The 21,946-nt window shown below is 67.4% G+C and carries 14 protein-coding genes; 11 read left to right on the top strand and 3 right to left on the bottom strand.

All coding sequences use genetic code 11. The annotated features are described in order from the left end of the window. Positions 1-19 precede the first annotated feature (19 nt). The 9 genes from H6A23_RS07380 (at position 20) to H6A23_RS07340 (ending at position 15,885) form a co-directional block, all read left to right on the top strand. Positions 20-1,168, top strand: a complete 1,149-nt coding sequence (locus H6A23_RS07380; protein ID WP_204831554.1) for a glucose-1-phosphate adenylyltransferase — start codon at positions 20-22, stop codon at positions 1,166-1,168. 2 nt (positions 1,169-1,170) lie between these two features. Next, a complete protein-coding gene (glgD, locus tag H6A23_RS07375) occupies positions 1,171-2,265 on the top strand; it encodes a glucose-1-phosphate adenylyltransferase subunit GlgD (RefSeq protein WP_204831553.1) in 1,095 nt (364 codons plus the stop codon). Positions 2,266-2,283: 18 nt separating this feature from the next. Next, positions 2,284-3,783: a glycogen synthase GlgA gene (gene glgA / locus H6A23_RS07370; protein ID WP_204831552.1), complete on the top strand. Its 1,500-nt coding sequence runs from the start codon at positions 2,284-2,286 to the stop codon at positions 3,781-3,783. A gap of 2 nt (positions 3,784-3,785) precedes the next feature. After that, a complete protein-coding gene (locus H6A23_RS07365; RefSeq protein WP_204831551.1) occupies positions 3,786-7,031 on the top strand; it encodes a 4-alpha-glucanotransferase in 3,246 nt (1,081 codons plus the stop codon). Between the two features lie 399 nt (positions 7,032-7,430). After that, positions 7,431-10,868: a transcription-repair coupling factor gene (gene mfd, locus H6A23_RS07360; RefSeq protein ID WP_204831550.1), complete on the top strand. Its 3,438-nt coding sequence runs from the start codon at positions 7,431-7,433 to the stop codon at positions 10,866-10,868. A 332-nt stretch (positions 10,869-11,200) separates the two neighbouring features. Then, on the top strand, positions 11,201-12,259 hold the full coding sequence (locus H6A23_RS07355; protein WP_204831549.1) for an NAD(P)-dependent alcohol dehydrogenase: 1,059 nt from the start codon (positions 11,201-11,203) through the stop codon (positions 12,257-12,259). A gap of 67 nt (positions 12,260-12,326) precedes the next feature. Further along, positions 12,327-13,355, top strand: coding sequence for a CobW family GTP-binding protein (locus H6A23_RS07350; RefSeq protein WP_204831548.1), 1,029 nt, complete (start codon positions 12,327-12,329; stop codon positions 13,353-13,355). 170 nt (positions 13,356-13,525) lie between these two features. Further along, positions 13,526-14,377: a nucleoside triphosphate pyrophosphohydrolase gene (gene mazG, locus H6A23_RS07345; protein ID WP_204831547.1), complete on the top strand. Its 852-nt coding sequence runs from the start codon at positions 13,526-13,528 to the stop codon at positions 14,375-14,377. A 242-nt stretch (positions 14,378-14,619) separates the two neighbouring features. Next, positions 14,620-15,885 (top strand): IS256 family transposase, encoded by a 1,266-nt coding sequence (locus H6A23_RS07340; protein WP_204831546.1) that lies wholly within the window; start codon positions 14,620-14,622, stop codon positions 15,883-15,885. Positions 15,886-15,975: 90 nt separating this feature from the next. On the opposite strand, the gene lacG is transcribed toward H6A23_RS07340, so the two are convergent. Beyond that, the gene (gene lacG, locus H6A23_RS07335; protein ID WP_204831545.1) at positions 15,976-17,409 is read right to left on the bottom strand and encodes a 6-phospho-beta-galactosidase; all 1,434 of its coding nucleotides are present in this window, start codon (positions 17,407-17,409) and stop codon (positions 15,976-15,978) included. A 138-nt stretch (positions 17,410-17,547) separates the two neighbouring features. Then, the gene (locus H6A23_RS07330; RefSeq protein ID WP_204831544.1) at positions 17,548-19,422 is read right to left on the bottom strand and encodes a lactose/cellobiose PTS transporter subunit IIB; all 1,875 of its coding nucleotides are present in this window, start codon (positions 19,420-19,422) and stop codon (positions 17,548-17,550) included. Between the two features lie 358 nt (positions 19,423-19,780). Between H6A23_RS07330 and H6A23_RS07325 the strand changes: the two genes are divergently transcribed. Continuing rightward, positions 19,781-20,761, top strand: a complete 981-nt coding sequence (locus tag H6A23_RS07325; protein ID WP_204831543.1) for a LacI family DNA-binding transcriptional regulator — start codon at positions 19,781-19,783, stop codon at positions 20,759-20,761. Positions 20,762-20,870: 109 nt separating this feature from the next. On the opposite strand, the gene H6A23_RS07320 is transcribed toward H6A23_RS07325, so the two are convergent. Continuing rightward, complete coding sequence (locus H6A23_RS07320) at positions 20,871-21,209, bottom strand: PTS lactose/cellobiose transporter subunit IIA (protein WP_204831542.1); 339 nt, start codon at positions 21,207-21,209, stop codon at positions 20,871-20,873. A gap of 306 nt (positions 21,210-21,515) precedes the next feature. On the opposite strand from H6A23_RS07320, the gene lacA reads away from it, so the two are divergent. Continuing rightward, on the top strand, positions 21,516-21,944 hold the full coding sequence (gene lacA, locus H6A23_RS07315) for a galactose-6-phosphate isomerase subunit LacA (protein ID WP_204571337.1): 429 nt from the start codon (positions 21,516-21,518) through the stop codon (positions 21,942-21,944). Positions 21,945-21,946: the final 2 nt, after the last annotated feature.

Genomic DNA, 21,946 nt, shown 5'->3' with positions numbered 1-21,946 from the left:
TGTCGAAAGGAGTGGGGGTATGAGTAAGAAAGAGTGCATCGCAATGCTCCTGGCAGGCGGTCAGGGCAGCAGGCTCGGTGCGCTGACGAGCAACGTCGCAAAGCCGGCGGTTTCCTTCGGCGGGAAGTTCCGCATCATCGACTTTGCCCTCTCGAACTGCGCCAACTCGGGTATCACGACGGTGGGCGTCCTCACGCAGTACCGTCCGTACCTGCTGCACAGCTACATCGGGACGGGCGAGGCGTGGAACCTCGACGAGCGCGGCGGCGGCGTCTCCATCCTCCCGCCCTACGCGACCCAGACCGGTGGCGCCTGGTACGAGGGCACGGCCGACGCCGTCACCCAGAACCTCGGCTACATCGAGACCAACGACCCCGAGTACGTCCTCATCCTGTCCGGCGACCAGCTCTACCGCATGGACTACGACGACATGCTCGAGTCCCACAAGAAGAACGACGCCGACCTCACCATCGCGGTCATGCCCGTGCCCTGGGAGGAGGCCTCCCGCTTTGGCATCCTGACCGCCGAGGAGGACGGCCGCATCACCAAGTTCTCCGAGAAGCCCAAGAAGCCCGACTCAAACCTCGCCTCGATGGGCATCTACATCTTCAACGCCGACCTGCTCGTGGAGACGCTGAAGGAGGACGCCAACGACAAGAACTCCAGCCACGACTTCGGCGGCGACATCATCCCCAAGCTCCTCGAGGCCGGCAAGCGCCTGTTCACCTACAAGTTCGAGGGCTTCTGGCGTGACGTCGGCACCATCTCGAGCTACCACGAGACGAGCATGGACCTCCTCGGGCCCAACCCCGCCTTCGACATCTTCAGCAACGAGTTCCCCATCATGAGCAACTCGTCCACCCGCCCGCCCGCGTTCGTGGGCAAGGACGCCACCATCGACGACTGCCTCGTGTCCAACGGCTGCCAGGTCTACGGCACCGCCAAGCACTCGATCCTCTCGACCGACGCCTACGTCGGCGAGCGCGCGACGGTCATCGACTCGGTGCTGCTCCCGGGCGCGAAGGTCAAGGACGGCGCCCACGTCGTGCGCGCCATCCTCGGCGAGAACTCCGTCGTGGAGGACAACGTTAGCGTCGGCAGCGTCGACCAGACGAAGGACACCGCCGTCATCGGCAACGACGTCGTGGTCGGAAAGGGGGAGAACTAATCATGGAGAAGGTCATCGGCCTTATCACCTGCAACTACTCCGCAAAGGAGTCGACCGCGCTCACCGAGAGCCGCCCCGTGGCCTCGCTGCCGTACTTCGGCCGCTACCGCCTCGTCGACTTTGCCCTCTCCAACATGGTGAACTGCGGCATCCGCACCGTCGGCATGGTCATGCCGTACAACTACCGCTCCATCATCGACCACGTGGGCTCCGGCAAGGACTGGGACCTCGACCGCAAGAACGGCGGCCTGTTCATCCTGCCCGGCTCCGCCTTCGGCACCTCCCGCACCGGCGCCCGCTTCCTGCTGCGTGACCTCGTCCACAACAAGGCCTACTTCACCCGCAGCACCTCTGACGCCGTGTTCTTCTCCACGGCCAACTTCGTGTTCAACGCGGACCTCAACAAGGTCTATGACGCCCACAAGGAGTCCGGCGCCGACATCACGGTGATCGTCAAGACCGCCTCCGAGAAGGACCCCGACGTCACCGCCTTCGACGTCGAGGACGGCCGCGTCTGCAGCGTGCACCACGGCGCCAACTTCGGCGAGACGATGTTCCTCGACTGCTTTGTCATCAACCGCCAGCTTTTGCTCGACATGTTCGACTGGTACGGCCCGACGGACTACCTCGACCTCTTCGAGGCCATGTCCGGCGACTTCGGCCGCGTGAACGTGCGCACCTACGAGTACGACGGCTACGTCGCGCCGATCTTCAACAAGCGCTCCTACTTCCGCGCCAACATGGACCTGCTCGACCCGCGCATCACTGCCGAGCTCTTCCCCGACGACCGCACCGTCAAGACCAAGACGCACGACACCCCGCCCGCCAAGTTCGAGGTCGGCTCCCACGTGCTCAACTCGGCCGTCTCCTCCGGCGACCGCATCTACGGCAGCGTGAGCGACACGATCCTCGGCCGCAACGTCATCATCGAGGCCGGCGCCACCGTGCGCAACTCGATCGTGATGCAGGGCTGCGTCGTCAAGAGCGGCGCGCGCGTCGAGAACGCGATCGTGGACCGCGCCAACGTCGTCCCCGCCGGCACCGAGCTCAGGGGCACCCCTGAGGACGTGCTCATCAAGGAGAAGTCTCGCGACTAGTACCGAGGGAGAACCACCGTGTCAACCAATGCCAAGCGCAGGAAGTTGAGGGTGCTCTTCGCGTCTTCCGAGGCCGTCCCGTTTGCCAAGTCGGGCGGCCTCGGGGACGTCGCCGGCTCCCTTCCCCGCGCCCTCAAGCACGCCGGCGCCCGCGTCGCCGTCATCCTGCCCAAGTACTCCACCATCCCGCAGGAGTACCTCGACCAGATGAAGCACGTGACGGAGTTCTACGTGCCGCTCGCCTGGCGCAACGAGTACTGCGGCATCGAGAAGCTCACGATGCAGGACCTCGACTTCTACTTCATCGACAACGAGGCCTACTTCAAGCGTGACAGCCTCTATGGCTACTTCGACGACGGCGAGCGCTTCGCGTTCTTCTCGAAGGCCATCTGCGAGGCCATCGCCAAGGTGCCCGAGCTCGAGTGCGACGTCCTGCACTGCAACGACTGGCAGACCGCGCTCTGCTGCGTGTTCCTGCGCGAGTTCTACCAGGACGTCCCGCAGTGCGCCAACGTGAAGACGGTCTTCACGATCCACAACGTCAAGTTCCAGGGCCAGTACAGCGACGAGATGCTCGAGCAGGTGCTCGGCCTCGCCCACATCCCGGCCGCCCGCGACCAGCTCCGCTGCGACGAGCGCTCCATCAACTTCATGAAAGGCGCCCTGCTCTACACGGACTTCCTCACCACGGTGAGCCCGAGCTACGCCTACGAGCTGCAGATGCCGTTCTACGGCGAGGGCCTCGACGACATCTTCCGCCGTCGCGCCGGGCAGCTGCGCGGCATCCTCAACGGCATCGACCAGTCCATCTGGAACCCCACGACGGACCCGATGATCCCGGCGAACTACTCCGCCAAGGAGATCGAGAACAAGGCCGAGTGCAAGCGCGCCCTCCAGGAGGAGCTGGGCCTGGCCCAGGACCCCACGCGCCCGCTCGTGGTCTCCATCGGCCGCCTCACGGACCAGAAGGGGCTCGGCCTCGTCCGCTACGCGATGGACCACCTCATGCAGCGCGGCGTCCAGGTTGCCATCCTCGGCACGGGCGACAAGGACCACGAGGACGCGTTCCGCTACTTCGACGCCAAGTACCCCGGCCAGATGTGCGCGCGCATCGCGTTTGACAACGCGCTCTCGCACCGCATGTACGCCGGCGGCGACCTGCTGCTCATGCCGTCCGAGTTCGAGCCCTGCGGCCTGTCCCAGATGATCGCCATGCGCTACGGCACGCTTCCCGTGGTGCGCGAGACGGGCGGCCTGCGCGACTCGGTCATCCCGTACAACAAGTACACCGGCGAGGGCACGGGCTTCTCGTTCGCCAACATGAACGGCGACGAGATGGCCGACACCCTGCTCGGCGCCTGCGAGATCTTCTGGACCGATTCTGATGCTTGGTCTAACCTGATGCAGCAGGCCATGGCGACAGACTTCAGCTGGCGCCGCGCCGCGAACGACTACATGGACATCTACCATGACCTCCACCCGGAGATCATTCGGTACAACAAGCGGAGAGACAGGTAAGTTTGAAGGCACGTCACGTCACTTCCGATTTGGAGTACAGAAGTCCGTTCGGTGCCGTCCAGCTGGGCGGCACCGTTTCGCTGTCCATAGACGTGTGGGGGGACGACGTCGTCTTCTGCACGCTGCGCGTCTGGACGGACGCCCACGGCGAGGAGCTGATCGAGATGCACGGCTCGATCGTGGGGGACTGCCTGCGCTTCTCGGCAAACTACCGCCCGGCCGAGACCGGCGTGGTCTGGTACAGCTTTGACATCGAGGCCAAGGATGGCTCGGTCTGGCGCTACGGCGCCAAGCCGGGCTGGACCACGGGCGAGGGCGCCTTTGCCTACGGCGACCCCCCGTCGTTCCAGATCACGGTCTTCGTGCCGCGCAAGGAGCAGCCCAGCTGGTACCGCAACGCGGTGGTCTACCAGATCTTCCCCGACCGCTTTGCGCGCGGGGAGGACTGGCAGGAGCGGGCCAAGACGCTCGAGCGCCCGCGCAAGGGGCCGGGGCACCGGCTCGTGGACTGGGACACGCCCGTGGACTACGAGCGCACGCCGGAGGGCGGCATCGCCGTGTGGGACTTCTACGGCGGCACCCTCGAGGGCATCCGCGAGAAGCTCGAGTACCTCGAGGACCTCGGCGTGACCGCCATCTACCTGAACCCCATCTTCGAGGCCTCCTCCAACCACCGCTACGACACGGCGGACTATCTTGCCATCGACCCCCTGCTGGGCACCGAGCAGGACTTCAGCGCCCTGTGCCTTGACGCCGAGGACCACGGCATCTCCGTCATCCTGGACGGCGTCTTCAACCACTCCGGCCAGGACTCGCGCTACTTCAACTCCTACGGGAACTATCCCGAGCTCGGTGCGTACCAGAGCCCGGACTCCCCCTACCGCGACTGGTACTTCTTCAACGAGGACGGCACCTACGCGGGCTGGTGGGGCAACGGCGACCTGCCGGCGCTCAACGAGGACAACCCCGAGTACCACGAGCTCATCTGCGGTCGGCACGGCGTGGTGCGCAAGTGGCTGCGCGCCGGCGCGCGCGGCTGGCGCCTCGACGTGGCCGACGAGCTCTCGGACGAGTTCATCGCCGACATCAAGCGCGCGCTCGTCATGGAGCGCCCGGACGGCGTGCTCATCGGCGAGGTCTGGGAGGACGCCTCCAACAAGCTCGCCTACGGCAAGCTCCGCCAGTACTTCCAGGGCAAGGAGCTCGACGGCACGATGAACTACCCGTTCCGCACCGGGGTCCTCGCCTTCCTGAGGGGCGAGATCGGCGCTCCGGAGCTGGCCGCGCGCCTCGAGCAGCTGCGGGAGAACTACCCGCGCGACAATTTCTACTCCGCCCTCAACCTGCTCGGCAGCCACGACCGCGAGCGCCTCTTCACCGTGCTCGGCGGCGCGCCCGACCCGGACTCCATCCCGGAGGGCGAGCGTGCGGGCTGGCACCTTGCTGACGACCAGGTGGGCCTCGCGAAGGCGCGCCTGTGGGTGGCCGCGCTCCTGCAGATGACGCTGCCGGGCGTGCCCTGCGTCTACTACGGAGACGAGCTCGGCCTCGAGGGGCTGCGCGACCCGTACTGCCGCGCGAGCTTCCCGTGGGACGGCAGCCGCGGGCACGCCGACTGCCGGCAGACCTATCGCAACGCCATCGCCATCCGTCGCACGCTCCCCGTGCTCGTGGACGGCGAGTTCGAGCCCTTCTCGTTTGGGGACGACGTCTTTGGCTTCTGGCGCACGGGCGCGGACGAGAGCGTGTGCGTGCTCGTCAACGCGAGCCTCTCCGAGGCGCATGACGCCAAGGTCCCCATGGTGGGCGACCTCGTCACGGACGTGGTGTCCGGCCAGGCCCCCAAGGTCGAGGGCGGCCAGGCGTCCACCTTCCTGTGGCCGCTCGGCACGGCGGTCCTGCACTTCCACAAGACGCAGCGCCTCCAGCTCCCGCTCGAGCGGGGCATGGGCGTGCTCTGCCACATCACCTCCGTCCCCAACGACGGCAAGCCCGGCACCCTCGGCGCGCCGGCCCGCCGCTTCGTGGACTGGCTCGCCGAGCACGGCCAGACCTACTGGCAGGTGCTCCCTGTGAACCCCACGGACGAGTACGGGTCGCCCTACGCGGGCGTCTCGGCCTTCGCGGGCAACACGGACCTTCTCGAGAAGGACGTGGCGACAACGCTCACGAGCCTCGAGAAGATCGGCGCCTCCGAGGACTACCTCGAGTTCTGCCATGACAACGACTACTGGCTCACCCCCTACGCCACCTTCCGCGCCATCAAGGAGCTCTTCGGCGAGGGGCCGTGGCAGAGCTGGCCCGCGCGCTACCGCCACTACAGCCCGGCGCTCACGCGCAACCCGCGCATCGCCGCCGCCGTGGAGAACCACCGCCGCCTGCAGTACGCCTTCGACTGCGAGTGGCGCGACCTGCTCGACTACGCGCACGCCCGCGGCGTCCAGATCATCGGTGACATGCCCATGTACGTCTCAGGCGACTCCGCCGACGTCTGGAGCGAGCCCGACCTCTTCGACCTCGACGAGTCCGGCCACGCCCGCCGCCAGGCCGGCGCTCCCGGCGACGCCTTCGCGCCCGAGGGCCAGGTGTGGGGCAACCCCACGTACCGCTGGGACATGCTGCGCGAGCAGAACTACGGCTGGTGGCTGCGCCGCTTCAGCCGGATGCTCGCGCTCTACGACTACGTGCGGCTCGATCACTTCATCGGGTTCTCGTCGTACTTCTCGGTGCCGTCCGGCAAGCCCGCGAGCGAGGGCTCCTTTGCCTTTGGCCCGGGCGCTGAGCTCTTCGAGGCGGCGCGCCGCCAGTTTGGCCCGCTGCCGTTCATCGCAGAGGACCTCGGCGCCATCACGCCGGCGGTCCGCGCGCTCATGAGCTCGACCGGCTTTGCGGGGATGGACGTGGTCCAGTTCTTCGACGGCGACGTCCGCGAGGCCTACGAGCCGCGCCCGGAGACCGTGGTCTACACCGGCACGCACGACAACCAGACGCTCGTGGGCTTCTGCGAGAGCCGCTTTGGCGCCACGGGGGAGGATGCCGTCGAGCTTGCGGACTCCATCCTGCGCCGTGCGCTGGCGTCTGCGGCCGACGTGGCCATCGTGCCGCTCCAGGACGTGCTCGGCCTCGGTGACGAGGCGCGCCTCAACGTGCCCGGCATCGCGGGCGGCTGGCGCTGGTTCGCGGACGCCGAGCTCGTGGAGGCCGCGGGCGCGCGGCTCTCCGAGCTCGCGGAGGAGTCCGGCCGATAGCGCGTGCGGCCCCCTGCACGCCCACGCCGCAGAAACGCCGCCAAGCCCCCGCACAGTAACTCCGCGGGGCTTCGCGACGTTCTGTGGCCGCAGGATGTCGCCTCACCCCCGCTCGGCAGCCGCGCGGGGGCTTCGCGACGTTCTAGGGTGGGGAAGTGTCGCCAAGCCCCCTGCATCAGAATCGTGCGGGGGCCTCGCGACGTTTCGCGCCAGGGAAGTGTCGCCGTAGCCCCGCACGGCGACCCTGCGGGGCTACGGCGACATCCCAGGGCGGAGGACCGGCGCCGGGCGAGAAGAACCTGTGTACGCACGCCCGCGCGGGTACAATAGCCGGGAAAACCAAGCCGCCTCACACCGACCCCGAGCCCGGGGCCGGCGCGTCCTCATGTAGGGAATCCCATGCTGATTGATCGCGTCTCCCGCAAGCTCCTCTCCGCGCCCGAGCTCGAGCCGCTCCTGCGCGAGCTCAACGCCGGGCGGGACGCCACGCTCGCCGTGGCGCAGTCGGCCCGTCCGCTCGTGCTCGCGGCCCTCTGGGCACGCGACCCGCGCCCGTGCCTCTTCGTGGTCTCGGGCGAGGAGGCCGCCGACCGCGCGGCCCGCGCGCTCGCCGCGTGGCTCGGGCAGGACGCGGTCTGCCGCTACCCGGAGCGCCGGGACCGCCCGTGGTCTGACGCCGCGCCGGACGACGCCGTGATCGGCGCGCGCTGCCGCGCCGTCGCGCGCCTCGCCGAGGGCGAGAGGTGCGTCGTGGTGGCCTCGGCGCACGCCCTGCTGCGCCGCGTGCCGCCGAGGGGCTCGGGCTACTTCGCCTCGAGCACCTTTGCGGTGGGGGAGGAGGTCCCCTTTGAGGACGTTCCGGCGCTGCTCGTGGGCATGGGCTACACCGACGCCGGGGACGTGGACGCGCCCGGCACCTTCCACGTGCACGGCGACGCGGTGGACGTCTTCCCCGCGCAGGCAACGAGCCCGGTGCGCCTGGAGTTCTTCGGCGACGAGATCGACCGCGTGCGCCGCATGGTCCCCTCCACGGGCCAGACCATCGGCGAGCTCTCCGAGGTGACGGTCTCGCCCTGCCGCGAGCTTGCCTTCACCGACGAGACCGTGGCCCGCGCCGAGCGCGCGCTCTACAACCGCGCGCAGGACAACGGCAAGATAGCCGCGGACCTCGAGCTCATTCGGCAGCGCGCGGCGGACCCGGCGCTCGATCGCTATCTGCCGGCGCTCTACGGCGGCACCGCCAGCCCGCTCGAGCACATGGGCGCGGACGCCCTCGTGGTCCTGGCCGAGCCGCGCGCCCTCTTCGACGACTGCATGCGCGCCTACGACGAGATCTCCGTGGCGGCGGGCGCCGCACACGTCTCGCTGGACGGCCTCTACACCGCGCCGCGGGAGATGGATTTCGGCAGCCAGCAGCGCCTGTCCTTCTCGTCCATCCTGCGGGCGGGCACGGGCGCGGCCACGGCCGAGCTCGCCGTGCGCCAGCCGCAGATCGCGGGCTCTGACGCCAAGCTCATGGGACGCGTGCGCCAGCTCGTGGACGATAGGGCCTCGGTGCTCTTCGCCGTGCCGGACCGCGCGGCGCGCGAGGCCCTGGAGCTGCGCTTCACCGACGAGTCCGTCCCGGTGGTGGAGTCGCTCGGAACCTCCGCCGAGAACAACGACCCGCAGGTCCCGCCCCTCGAGCGCGGGCGCGTCACGTTCATCGACGCGCCGGTGCCGGCGGGCATCGTGATCCCCACGGCGGGGCTCGCGGTCTTCTCGGTCTCCGACCTCACGGCGCGCACGGCCAAGAACCGCCGCCGCGCCCGCCGCGTGGACCCCACGAGCGTGACCTTCCCCTTCAAGCCCGGGGACTACGTCGTCCACGCCACGCACGGCATCGCGCTCTTCTCGGAGATCGTGCGCCAGGAGGTGGCCGGCCGCGAGCGCGACTACTTCCTGCTGGAGTACGCCGGCGGCGACAAGCTCTTCGTGCCCTTCGAGCAGGTTGACCGCATCACGCGCTACGTGGGCCCGGACGGCGCGAGCCCGCGCCTCACGCGCCTCAACACGGCCGACTGGTCCCGCGCCACGGGGCGTGCGCGCCGCTCGGCCAAGAAGCTCGCCTTTGACCTGGTGGACCTCTACACGCGCCGCAGCTCCGTGCCCGGCTACGCGTTCTCGCAGGACACGCCCGTCCAGGAGGAGATGGAGGCGAGCTTTGCCTACGAGCTCACGCCCGACCAGCGCTCCGCCATCGCCGACATCAAGGCGGACATGGAGGCGCGCCGCCCGATGGACCGGCTGCTCTGCGGCGACGTGGGCTTTGGCAAGACCGAGGTCGCCCTGCGCGCGGCCTTCAAGTGCTGCCAGGACGCCAAGCAGGTCATGGTGCTCTGCCCCACCACCATCCTGGCGCAGCAGCACTTTGAGACGTTCTTCTCGCGCTTTGCGCCCTTTGACCTCAAGGTGGCCGTGCTCTCGCGCTTTGTGACGCCCGCCCAGCAGCGCCACGCGCTCGAGGGCTTTGCGGACGGCTCGGTGGACGTGCTCATCGGCACGCACCGGCTGCTCTCGGCCGACGTTAACCCCTATGACCTGGGGCTCGTTATCATCGACGAGGAACAGCGCTTTGGCGTGCAGCACAAGGAGCAGCTCAAGAACATGCGCGAGCAGGTGGACGTGCTCACGCTCTCGGCCACGCCCATCCCGCGCACCATGCAGATGGCCATGAGCGGGGTGCGCGACATGAGCCTCATCATGACGCCGCCGCCCGGCCGCCTGCCGGTCAAGGTGACGGTGGGGGAGTGGGACCCCGACGTGGTGAGCGCGGCGATCCGCGACGAGCTCGCGCGGCACGGCCAGGTCTACTACGTGTCCAACCGCGTCCACACGATCGACGACGCGGTGGAGCGCGTGCGCGAGGCGGCGCCGGAGGCCCGCATCGGCGTGGCGCACGGCAAGATGAGCGCCCGCGAGGTCGAGGACGTGATGCTGCAGTTCCAGGAGCACGAGGTCGACGTTCTGGTGGCCACCACGATCATCGAGAGCGGCATCGACAACCCGCACACCAACACGCTCATCATCGAGGACTCCCAGCGGCTGGGCCTGGCGCAGCTCTACCAGCTCAAGGGTCGCGTGGGCCGCGGGCGCATGCAGGCCTTTGCCTACTTCATGTTCCCGGCGGAGCAGCCCCTTACGCCCGAGGCCACCGACCGCCTCACGGCGATCAACGAGTACCAGGACCTGGGCAGCGGCATGAAGATCGCGATGCGCGACCTGGAGATCCGCGGCGCGGGCTCGCTCATGGGCGCCGAGCAGCACGGCAACCTCTCCAGCGTGGGCTTTGACCTCTTCACGCAGATGCTCGGCGAGGCCGTGGCCGAGGCGCGCGGCGAGACACGCGACGTGGAGCAGGCCGAGGTCACGATCAACCTGCCGGCTGACTTCTTCCTGGCCGAGGAGTACCTGCCCGACGTGGACAAGCGCGTGCTCGTGTACCGCCGCCTGGCGGCGGCCGTGGACCTGGCGGAGATCGACGCGCTGCAGGAGGAGTGCGAGAAGGACTTCGGCGCGCTGCCGCTGGCGGGGCGCAACCTCTTCGACCGCGCCCGCGTGCGCATCCGCGCGCAGCGGCTGGGGTGCTCCTCCGTTGCGCTGTCCAACGGGCGGCTTCTCTACCTGGGCATCGAGGTGCCGCGTCCCGTGGCGCTGCGGCTCAAGGAGCGCGGCGCCCTCGTCTACCCTAAGACGCACAAGGTGGCCTACCCCTTCCACCGCACGGAGGAGGAGGTCATGCCCGCCGCGCTCGGCGTGCTGGAGGAGATCGGTGGCGACGACGAGGCGGAGGAGTAGCGGCGGGAGGTTCTTCTCGCCCGGCGCGCTGTTGCCGCTTACCGCGACGGCCGCGCCGAGGGACGCCCGCGCCGAGTGACAGCTTCTGACCGGACGGGGCCGATTTCCGGGCCTCATCCGGTCAAAACCCGTCACTCAGCCACGGGTGCGCCTGGATGCGGGCGCGCCCGTGGGCCCGGGGACCCGCTCTCACCCGCGTGAGTTGCCGCTTACGACACCGCGCATATCGCTTGCCGCTCCGGAGGTTTGCCGGGGCGCGAGGGCGGGTATCGGGCCCGATAGGGCCTCCGTGCCGCGGGGGCAGGCAACCACCGACCGAAAGGGGTGCGCCCATGAAGGGTTACGCAATGCTCAAGATCGGCGAGTCCGGCTGGATCGAGAAGGAGCGCCCGGCGTGCGGGCCGATGGACGCGATCGTCCGTCCGCTGGCCGTCGCCATCTGCACGTCCGACGTGCACACGCTCTGGGAGGGCGCCATCGGCGAGCGCCACAACATGATCCTGGGCCACGAGGCCTGCGGCGTCGTCGACGAGGTCGGCGAGCTCGTCCGCGACTTCAAGCCCGGCGACAAGGTCCTCATCCCCGCCATCACCCCCGACTGGAACTCCCTCGAGGCCCAGGCCGGCTACTCCATGCACTCCGGCGGCATGCTCGCGGGCTGGAAGTTCTCCAACTTCAAGGACGGCGTCTTCGGCGAGTTCTTCCACGTCAACGACGCTGACGGCAACCTCGCCCACCTGCCCGAGAACATCAACCCCGTCGACGCCTGCATGCTCTCCGACATGGTCCCGACCGGCTTCCACGGCGTCGAGCTCGCCGACGTGCAGTTTGGCGACGAGGTCCTCGTCATCGGCATCGGCCCCGTGGGCCTCATGAGCGTCGCCGGCGCCAATCTGCGCGGCGCCTCCCGCATCATCGCTGTGGGCACGCGCCCGAAGTGCGTCGAGGCGGCCAAGGGCTACGGCGCCACCGAGTTCATCTCCTACAAGGACGGCCCGATCGCCGACCAGGTCCTCGAGCTGACCGACGGCAAGGGCGTCGACCGCGTGATCGTGGCCGGCGGCGGCTGCCAGACCTTCGAGGATGCCGTCAAGGCCCTCAAGCCCGGCGGCAAGATCGGCAACGTCAACTACCTCGGCGGCGGCGACTTCGTTACCATCCCGCGCGTGGAGTGGGGCGTCGGCATGGGGCACAAGGACATCCGCGGCGGCCTCATGCCCGGCGGCCGTCTGCGCATGGAGAAGCTCGGCGCGCTCGTGAGCTCCGGCCGTCTGGACGTGGCGCCGCTCTCCACCCACGTCTTCCACGGCTGGGACCACCTCGAGGAGGCGCTCTTCCTCATGCGCGACAAGCCGGCCGACCTTATCAAGCCGGTCGTCGTCATCGACTAGCGTTACATGGTGAGTCGCGGGCGGGGGTCCTTCTCGGCCCCCGCCCGCCCGTTTGTCTGGGGGCCGCATGCGCGTGCTGGTGGTGTCCGGCTTCCTCGGGGCCGGAAAGACGACGTTCATCCAGGAGCTCGCCCGTCGCACCGGGCGTGACTTCGTGGTGTACGAGAATGAGTACGGCCAGGCGGACATCGACGCCCAGGTCCTCTCCCAGACCGACGAGCTCTCCGTCTGGGAGTCCACCGAGAACTGCATCTGCTGCTCGGGCAAGCAGGACTTCGCCGCATCTGTGCTCACCATAGCCAACACGCTGGACCCCGAGTACCTGGTCGTGGAGCCCACGGGCGTCGCGCGCCTCTCCAGCGTGCTGGAGAACGTCGACCAGGTGAGCTACGAGCGCATCTCGCTGCTCGCGCCGCTCGTGATCGTGGACGCGGTCGCCTGGGAACGTCAGCGCGAGCGCTTCTCGGACATCTACCTCGACCAGGTTGCCACGGCGCCCGTGGTGGTGCTCTCCAAGGTGCAGCATGCGGGGCCGGGCCAGGCCGCCGCCGCGCGGGCGTGGGTGGCCGAGAGGAACCCGGCCGCGCGGATCGTGGACGTGCCGTACGGGCAGCTGCCCGACGAGTTCTTCTCGGCGCTGCTGGAGCACGACCTCGACCCGGATCGGGCTGCGGCGCGCCCGGACGCGGCGCCGGCGGAGGACGAGTTTGAGAGCCTGTCTCTGGCGGGGGTCTCGCTGCCCACCGAGAACCACCTGCTGTGGTTTCTGGACGCCTTGGTCGCAGGGGTCTTCGGAGAGGTCGTGCGCGCCAAGGGCCTGCTGCCCTGCGGCGGCCAGTGGCTGCGCTTCGACGTTGTTGACCGGGCGTGGTCCGTCACCGGCGCCGAGCCGCCCGCCGAGGGCGAGAAGGACGGTGCGCTCGCGGTGTTCATCGGCCCGGAGGTGCGCAGGCCCTGGCTGCGCGAGACGCTGCTGCCGCTCGTGCGGGACGCCGTGGCCGCGGGCCACGCGGAGGCGGCGCTGGATGATGCCGGCGACTATCACGGCGAACATCACGGCGGGCACCACGATCACCATCACCATCATCACGAGTAGCGCGTTCTTCTCGCCGCGCGCTGTTGCGTCCCGCCCGGCTGAGTGACGCGTTTTGGACGGATGAGGCCCGTACGAGGCGGCCGTCCGTCCAAAACGAGCCACTCGCCCGGCGGCAGGGCGCCCCGCGGTAGAATCGCAGGCGAGAAGAACCTGCTGCAGAAGGAGCCGTCATGTCCCAGATCGCCGACCGCGTGGACGCCGAGAACGCCGCTCGCCCGGGAGCGCCGGCCACGCACCCCGAGTTCGATCGCCTGGTCCGCACGATGTGGCGCCTGCGCCAGCCGGACGGCTGCCCGTGGGACCGCGAGCAGACGCACCGCTCCATCACGCGCAACATGGTCGAGGAGGCCTACGAGGCTGTGGAGGCCATCGAGGCGGATGACGCCACGCACCTGGCGGAGGAGCTCGGCGACGTCCTGGAGCAGGTGGTCCTGCACGCGCAGATAGCCGCGGACGACGGCGCCTTCACGATCGATGACGTCATCCACGGCCTGAACGAGAAGCTCGTGCGCCGCCATCCCCACGTCTTTGGCGAGCATGCGGCGGCCGGCGACGGCGGTGAGGTCCAGGACATCTGGGACGAGGTGAAGGCCGCGGAGCGCGCCGCCTCCGGCGAGGACGAGCGGCCGCAGGGGCTGCTCGACAGCGTGCCGCGCTCCCTCCCCGCGCTCATGCAGTGCCAGAAGATCTCCAAGCGCGCCGCCAAGGCGGGCTTTGAGTGGCCGGACGAGGCGGGCGTGTGGGAGAAGGTCGCCGAGGAGCGCGCGGAGATGGAGCGCGAGGCGCCGGGCTCCCCGGAGCGCGCCGCGGAGTTTGGCGACCTGCTCTTTGCGCTCGTGAACGTGGCCCGCTGGGAGGGCATCGACGCCGAGGAGGCGCTCGCGGCCTCCAACCGCAAGTTCAGGGCGCGCTGGGCCCGCATGGAGGAGAGGGCCCGCGAGCTGGGCGTTGTTCTCGACGAGCTTGACGCTGCGGCCCTGAATGAGCTTTGGGACCGTGCGAAGGCGGAGGAGAACCTCTGAGCGCGCCCCCGTGCCGCCGCCCGTCTGGTATAACCTGACTTTTGCAGCTGAAAAGGGCGGTTCTCCACCGTCTAGCTGGGAGAACCGCCCTCTCCGCGATGACTTTTCACGACGTGGTACGCCTCAGCTCCTCGGTTTGATCGCGTCGCGAATTGTGGTGTAAGGAAGATTCGATATAGGAGCGGCCTCCGACCTAGAATCTCTTTCGACCAAGAGAAGGATTCGAGGGGACGGAGACCGCAATGGAAACTGTACAGCAAGACGCCTTCGCGATGAAGGAGCTGCTCGACGAGGATGGCGACGGACTGACGGGCCTTGCTCGGACGCTGCTCGAGGCGGGAGTCAACGAGATGATGGCCGCCCGGGCAGACGCGATGTGCGAGGCGGCCGGGACCACGAGGAACGGGCTCCGCGAGAGGCGGCTCGAGACGCAGGTCGGGATCATCACGCTCAGGATGCCGAAGCTGCGCCGGGGCACCTACTTCCCGGACGGCCTGGTCGAGAGGCGGGGCCGGGTCGACCGCGCCGTGATCTGCGCCGTCGCCGAGACGTGCGCGCTCGGCGTGTCCACGAGGAGGGTCGGGCGCGTCCTCGAGCGCATGGGGGCCGACCGGCTCTCCAAGGACGCCGTCTCGCGCATCTGCGCGGCGCTCGACGCCGAGGTGGCGGAGCTCAGGTCGCGGCAGCTCCCGGGCATGCGCCTCCCGTGCCTGTGGGTCGACGCCACCTACGTGCCCTGCCGCAGGAACGGGCACGGCGCCACCGCCGCCGCGGCCGCCGCCATCGCCGTGGGCGAGGACGGCCTGAGGCGCGTCGTCGGCCTGGCCTGCGTCGACGCCGAGTCCTACGCCAGCTGGAAGGGCTTCCTGAGGGGCCTGCGCGAGCGGGGCCTCTCCGGGGTCCAGTGCGTCACCTCCGACGCCCACGGCGGCATCGTCCGGGCCGTGCGGGAGCTCTTCCCGGGCGCGGCGTGGCAGAGGTGCGTGGTGCACCTCGAGCGCGACGTCATCGACGCGTGCCCCACGCGCGCGAAGCGCGCCGCCGCCGGGCGCGTCCTCCACTCGGTGTTCGACGAGGACGACCCCGGGAAGGTGAGGGCGCTCTACCGCGCGGCCTGCGACGTCGTCTCGTCCCTGTCGCCTGACGCCGGGGGGATCATGGAGGGGGCCGAGGAGGACGCCCTCGCATACCTCGACTTCCCCGAGGCCCACCGCCGCCGCATCAGGACGAACAACGTGCAGGAGCGCCGTGACCGCGAGATCAAGCGCCGCACGAGGGCGGTCCAGAGCTTCCCGTCGGAGGAGGCGCCGGTCCGGCTGGTCGGCGCGGTCTGCTGCGAGGCGTCGGAGGACTGGTCCGGCCGCAGGTGCATGGACCCGTCGGCGATCGAGGAGCTGTGGGAGCGCGTGGCGGCGCCATCCCCGGACCCGACGGCCGAGCAGCTGAGAAGGGCGAGGGCGAGGATCGCGGCGCTGTCGGGACTTGACGAGAGCGCGCTGGCGGCGTAGGTTCGGCTCATCAGAGATTCCGGGTGGAGGCCACTACACCACTTTTCGCGACACTACCCGCCGAGAGGGTGATTCTCGGCGGCGCGTTTTTTATGCCAGTCGTCCCGTCTGGGCTATGCGCTTGAACCAGTAGGCGCTCGCCTTCGGCGTGCGCTTCTGCGTCTCGAAGTCGACGTAGAAGAACCCGTAGCGCTTGTTGTAGCCGTTGGTCCAGGAGAACTGGTCTTGCAGGCTCCACATGAAGTAACCGGTGACGTTCACGCCGCATTCAACGGCCTTGAGGATCCAGCGCAGGTGGTCCTCGACATAGGAGATGCGCTCGGAGTCATCGACCGCGCCGTCCACGAGCTCGTCCTTGCGCCCCATGCCGTTCTCGGTGACGAGGAGTTCCTTGTAGTTGGGGTAGCGCAGGGAGATGTCCATCATGAGGTCGAAGAGCCCCTTGGGGTAGATGATCCAGTCCCAATCCGTGGTGGGGATGCCGGGGCGCAGCGCGCGCTCGCCCACGCCGGCAACGCGCCAGCGGCCGGTGCCCTTGTCACCCGTGCCGTTGTGATGCAGGTCGTTTTCGCCGTCATAGGCCTTGAGGAAGCGGCTCTGGTAGTAGTTGATGCCCATGCAGTCGTTGAGCTGGGCGGCGCGCCGCATGATGGCGAGGTCGCCCTCGGGGGCGCGGAACGTACCGCCGCTCACGGCGCACAGCGCCTCGATGCGGGCGAGCGTGTCGGGCGCGTAGTCGCCGCGGAAGGTGGCGTCGAGCAGCAGGCGGTTCTGCAGCACGTCGTCGTTGGCTGCGGCTTCGATATCCGCGGCGCTGCGGGGGTCGTAGGGATACTTGTACTCGAGTGCGTGGATGACGCCGATCTTGCCCGGATGGCCGCACTCCTCGAAGGCGAGCACCGCCCGCGCGTGGGCGAGCATCATGTTGTGCTGGGCCTGGAGGCACTCGTGCAGGCAGACCTTCTTTCCCAGGGGCCAGGTGCCCTCGACATAGCGATTGATGGTCGCCGCCGCTATCTCGTTGAAGGTGAACCAGTTCGCGACCTCGGGGAACTCCTCAAAGCAATAGCGCGCGTAGGCTTCGAAGGCGTCGATGGTGGCGGGGTTGAGGAAGTCGCCGTCGGCATAGAGCGCGGCGGGGGAGTCGAAGTGATGGAGGGTCACGTAGGGCTCGACGCCGTGGGCTCGGCAGCTGGCGAAGAGGTCGTGGTAGAACCGGACGCCCTCTTCGTTGACCGGACCGGTGCCGCCCTCGGGGAAGATGCGGCTCCAGGCGATCGACACGCGGATGCCGTTCATGCCAAAGCGCTCGCACAGCTCAAGGTCGGAGTCGTAGCGGTTGTAGAAATCGCAGGCGGGCTCGGGTGAGAAACGCCCCTGCTCGGCGAGGTAGTCGTCCCAAGCGACCTTGCCTTTGCCGTGGCTTTGGCAGGCGCCCTCCACTTGGTACGCGGCGGTGGCGCCGCCAAAAACAAAGCTGTCGGGAAAGCGCTGGGAGGTATCGGCGGGGGACATGTGGCTCATGGCGAATCCAATCTTGTTTGAAGGGCTGTTAGGGCTGAAGGGGTTAGGGGCGGTCCGGGAGAAGACGGTAGAGCGTGCTGCCCCCGGACCGCGGAAATGGGGGGCTCTATTCGAGCGCGCCGTCGCACGTGCAGGGATCTAGAGGCCCAACTGCTGGGCTACAAATGCCAGCGATGCCTCGCCGTCGCGGGTGAGGTCGATGTACTGCTTGCCGCGGGTGACGCAGCAGGCAACGCCCATACGCTCGCCGTCGGCCTTGAGGTCGTCGAAGTAGGACGCTGCCTGGGGCGCCAGGATAACAAGGTCAAAGTCCGGCATGATGTCCAGATGGCTGCCGTAAGCGTCCGCTGCGGTCTCAAGGTCGATGCCGTGCTCGCGGGCAGCTTTGGCCAGCGCGTTGGCGAGCAGGCCGGAGGTTCCGCCTCCCTGGCACAGGACAAGGACGCGACGACCGTTGAGCGCTGCATAGGGGTCGCTCGCAGCGGCGATGGTGCTGGACGAGGCGCTGGCAACGGCGTTATCAGATGCAGCGGGGGTGGTGTTGCCCGCAGATTCTTCGTCCATAGACTGGCCGGCGGCACGCTTTTTCTCTGCTGCCATGCTCGCAGCGGCCTTGGCGACGGCACCGGTGGCGACGCTTGCGGTGTCGGCCTTGCCCTGGAATGCGGCGTTCATGGCAGCCTGCTTTTGGGCGGCGCGCTGGGCGACCTCAGCCTGATCGGCCTCGGCTTCTTCAGCGCACTTCTCGCGGTCGTATACCTTGAAGAAGGGGAAATAGATGAGGAAATCGACAATCAGCAGGGCGGGGATGAGCAGGAACGCAAGGGGCTGAAGTCCCAGGCCCATGGCGATGCCAACGGGTGCGGGGGTGGTCCAGGGAAGGCTGAACATAAAGCCGTTCATACCCAAGACGTCGATGAAGAACTTGGTGATCCAGATATTGGCGATGGGCGCGAAGATGAAGGGGATGAAGAAGATGGGGTTCAAGACCATGGGCGCGCCGAAGAGGAACGGTTCGTTGACGCCAAAGCAAACCGGTACGGCTGAGGCACGGCCCACGGCGCGCATCTCTTTGGACTTGGCGAGGAAGGCGAACATGAAGCAGATCACCAACGTGGCACCAGTGCCGCCCATGGCGACGACGAAATCCTGAAGCGGTTTGGTGAGGACGGCGGTTGCGTGCTCGCCGGCCTGGTACATGGCCATGTTGAGCTCGAGGTTGGAGATGAGGGCGGCGGAGATTGCGGGCTCGATGATGGAGGGGCCGTGGACGCCTACAAACCAGAAGAGAGACATGGCGCCGTAGATGATGGCGAGGCCAACATAGCCGTCTGCCGCGGAGAAGAGCGGCTGGAACACCTGGATAACGCCTTGGGCGAAACAGAAGCCAAAGATGTTGCGGAATGCAAAGTCAAAGCCCCAGAAGAAGACCAGGCAGACGCCAAAGGGGATGATGTCCTTGAAGGTCTGGGAGATATTGGGCGGCACCTGTTCGGGCATCCTGATGGTGATGTTGCGCTTGATAAAGAACTTGTAGATGATGCCGGTGGCGAACGCGCAGATAAAGGCGGTTAGCAGGCCCTTGGATCCCATGTAGCCGTTGGCGAGGCCGGAGATGGAGACCCCGTTATCCGTGAAGCTGATGGCGTCGCTGGAGAGCAGCAGAAAACCGATGAGCGATGCGATCATGACCGAGATGAAGTTGATCTGGTTGTTCTTGGGCAGGTCGCGGTTTTGCGCATCGCAGAAGTGCTTGGCCGTGGTGGCCGCTGCGCAGATGCCGACGATGCCCATCGAGTAGTTGTAGGCCTTCATGAGCACGTCGTTGATCTCTGCGGGCCAGTAGAAGCCCCAGACGTTGGGGACGGCGCTGACGAGCAGGAAGACGCTCGACACGATGATGATGGGCATGACGGAGATGAAGCCGTCGCGAATCGCCTTGAGGTACTTGTTGCGCGCGATGGCGTTGAAGAAGGGCTTTCCCTTCTCGATGAGCGCGATGAGTTTTTCCATGGATCCTCCGTTCACATGGCAGGTTGTTCCGCAGATGTCAATAGCCAGCTGAAAACAGGTGTCTGCGGTGGGCGGCGGCTGCATGACGGGCCTGTTGCCCGGATGCGATCCCGTAATGAGCACGTGCCCATAACTACAATGAGCACGTTAACATACGGCATGCGAGATCGACCGAGCCGCCGTGAGGCGGCCTGTGAAGGGCGTGAAATCGTCCGTGAGCGGCGTTGGCCGCTCGGCGGCGATGATGATAGAGTGGGCCAGTGCATCTTGAACAAGTCGAGGGGGTGCCCGAGTGGGGCGGTCGGTAGCAGGAGAGACGGGTGCGGCGGCGGGCCGGCGCGGAACCCGCGCGGTGTCGATGGCGGACGTCGCGCGCTTGGCGGGCGTCTCGCGCCAGACGGTCTCGCGCGTGGTGAACAATCAGGCGTGCGTCGTCGAGGAGACACGCAAGCGCGTCGAGGACGCCATGGATGAGCTCGGCTTCTACCCAAGCTTCGCCGGCAGGTCCCTGCGCGGCGGGAAGTACGGCTGCATAGGCCTGTGCATGTTCGACATCACCCGCGCCGGCAACGTGGCGACTCTCGACGGCATCGTCTCCGCGGCGCGCGATTGCGGCTACGCGGTGACGCTCGTCGAGTTCGACGAGGGGGGGCCGGTGCGCCTTCGCAACGTCGCGCGCCGCCTGGCGGAGCTTCCCGTTGACGGCATGATCTTCAACACCAACCGCGCGGTGGAGGACTTCGACGAGTTCAAGCCCGTGCCCGGCCTGCCCACGATCATCATCTCGATGAAGGAGCATCCTCGTTGCACGACGATAGACTCCGATCAGTACGGCTGCTCGCGCATGGTCGTCGACTATCTGCGGGAGCGCGGCCATACGCACATCAGGCACCTCGCCGGACCCGAGGGCTCGATCACGGCCGACTTCCGCCTGCGCGGCTGGGCCGACGCCCTCGACGTTGCCGGGCTTGAGCGGCTCGAGCCCCTGCGCGGCGATTGGACGGCGGACAGCGGTTATGAGCTTGGCGTCAAGCTTGCGCAGGACAAGGACATGACAGCGCTGTACGTCGGCAACGACCAGATGGCGATGGGGGCGATGACCGCCCTGAGGGCCCATGGGCGTCGGGTGCCCGAGGACGTGAGCGTCGTGGGTGTGGACGACTCCCTGCAAGGCGTGGTGCCGCACAACACGTTGACCACGGTTCGATTTGACCTGCGCGAGCGGGGAAAGAGGACGTTCGACCACTTCTTCGCCCAGATGTCGGGGGAGGAGCGCGTCGAGGCGGTGCGTCTTCCGGGTGCAATAGTCGAGCGCGCCACGGTCGCGGTGAGACCGTAGCGCGCTCGGATTCGCATACCCTGGGGCGATGCTCGGAGTGTTTTGATTCGCCGCGAGCCCAGGGTGAGCGTGTGTGACCGTGCCGGGGCGATAGGACCTTGGCGCCCGCCTAGGCGAGCTTCGCCTCGAGCGAGGCGATTCGCTCATAGGCGTCTATGGTGAAGCGGGTCTGCTTCTCGAGCATCATGGTGGTCATGAGGGTGTCCTGGGCGTGGACCATGATGAAGGTGACGTCCATTTCGCAGCCGCCCGCCTCTTGGGAAAGCAGCCGGGTTTGGACATCGTGGGCGTCGATGAGCGCCTGCTTCGCCGAGGCGTGGAGTTCGCGCGCCCCGGCGATGTCACCGGAGCTGGCCTTCTCGCATGCGGTGAGCAGGTCGGTCTGGGCGTCCCCCGCGTAAGCGATGATTTCAAAACCGATCATCGAGATTTCTTCTTTAGATGCCACGAGGCTCCTCCTTTCTAAATGAGCACGTGCTCATTTTGGTGGATAATAAAAGATGCGTAGAGCATCCGGGCACAACGCAGCCTAGCATAGCAACAAAAGTAAACACTTTGCTATACGAATGGAGATGGATAGATGGTATGAATAGGCCGGTAAACGGTGGATAGTGCAAGATTCGAACGAATATCCTCGAAGATTACGTGAGTTTGAAATAGTTCTTGCATGATTGAAGTGTTTGATAATGTTGAATAATGTGAATAGGCACAATGACCCGCAACGTGAGCGTCATGGGAAAAGGAGGAGGGCAACATGAGGGTTGTCATCGGTTCTGACGCGGCTGGCATGCCGCTCAAGGAACTCGTCAAGGAGACGCTGATAGAGGACGGCCACGAGGTCGTGGACCTGTCCGAGACCCCTGCCGCGGACTTCGTGGACTCCGCCTGCGCGGTCGCCGCGGACCTGCTTGAGAACGAGGGTTCCCAGGGTCTTTGCTTCGACGAGTACGGCGTGGGCAGCTACCTCGCCGCCACCCGCGTGAAGGGCATGGTTGCCGCCAACATCTCCGACGAGCGCAGCGCCTACATGACCCGCGAGCACAACAACGCCCGCATGGTCTGCATGGGCTCCGGCGTCGTCGGCCCCGAGGTCGCCAAGAAGATCGCCCGTGAGTTCCTGAAGGCCGACTACGCCGCCGGCCGTCATCAGATCCGCGTCGATATGCTCAACAAGATGGCCTAAGG

It is taken from the genome of Olsenella uli (assembly GCF_016900775.1).
Classification (GTDB): Bacteria; Actinomycetota; Coriobacteriia; order Coriobacteriales; family Atopobiaceae; genus Thermophilibacter; species Thermophilibacter uli_A.
Note: the sequence above shows the minus strand (reverse complement) of the source record. Positions and strands in the feature narration are given on the sequence as shown.

What these genes read in the sequence shown, in the direction of transcription:
- H6A23_RS07380 (WP_204831554.1), top strand. Translation starts at nt 20, where the DNA reads ATGAGTAAGAAAGAGTGCATCGCAATGCTCCTGGCAGGCGGTCAGGGC.
- H6A23_RS07325 (WP_204831543.1), top strand. Translation starts at nt 19,781, where the DNA reads ATGGCGGACGTCGCGCGCTTGGCGGGCGTCTCGCGCCAGACGGTCTCG.
- H6A23_RS07350 (WP_204831548.1), top strand. Translation starts at nt 12,327, where the DNA reads ATGCGCGTGCTGGTGGTGTCCGGCTTCCTCGGGGCCGGAAAGACGACG.
- mazG (WP_204831547.1), top strand. Translation starts at nt 13,526, where the DNA reads ATGTCCCAGATCGCCGACCGCGTGGACGCCGAGAACGCCGCTCGCCCG.
- lacG (WP_204831545.1), bottom strand. Translation starts at nt 17,409, where the DNA reads ATGAGCCACATGTCCCCCGCCGATACCTCCCAGCGCTTTCCCGACAGC.
- lacA (WP_204571337.1), top strand. Translation starts at nt 21,516, where the DNA reads ATGAGGGTTGTCATCGGTTCTGACGCGGCTGGCATGCCGCTCAAGGAA.
- H6A23_RS07330 (WP_204831544.1), bottom strand. Translation starts at nt 19,422, where the DNA reads ATGGAAAAACTCATCGCGCTCATCGAGAAGGGAAAGCCCTTCTTCAAC.
- mfd (WP_204831550.1), top strand. Translation starts at nt 7,431, where the DNA reads ATGCTGATTGATCGCGTCTCCCGCAAGCTCCTCTCCGCGCCCGAGCTC.
- H6A23_RS07355 (WP_204831549.1), top strand. Translation starts at nt 11,201, where the DNA reads ATGAAGGGTTACGCAATGCTCAAGATCGGCGAGTCCGGCTGGATCGAG.
- H6A23_RS07340 (WP_204831546.1), top strand. Translation starts at nt 14,620, where the DNA reads ATGGAAACTGTACAGCAAGACGCCTTCGCGATGAAGGAGCTGCTCGAC.
- glgD (WP_204831553.1), top strand. Translation starts at nt 1,171, where the DNA reads ATGGAGAAGGTCATCGGCCTTATCACCTGCAACTACTCCGCAAAGGAG.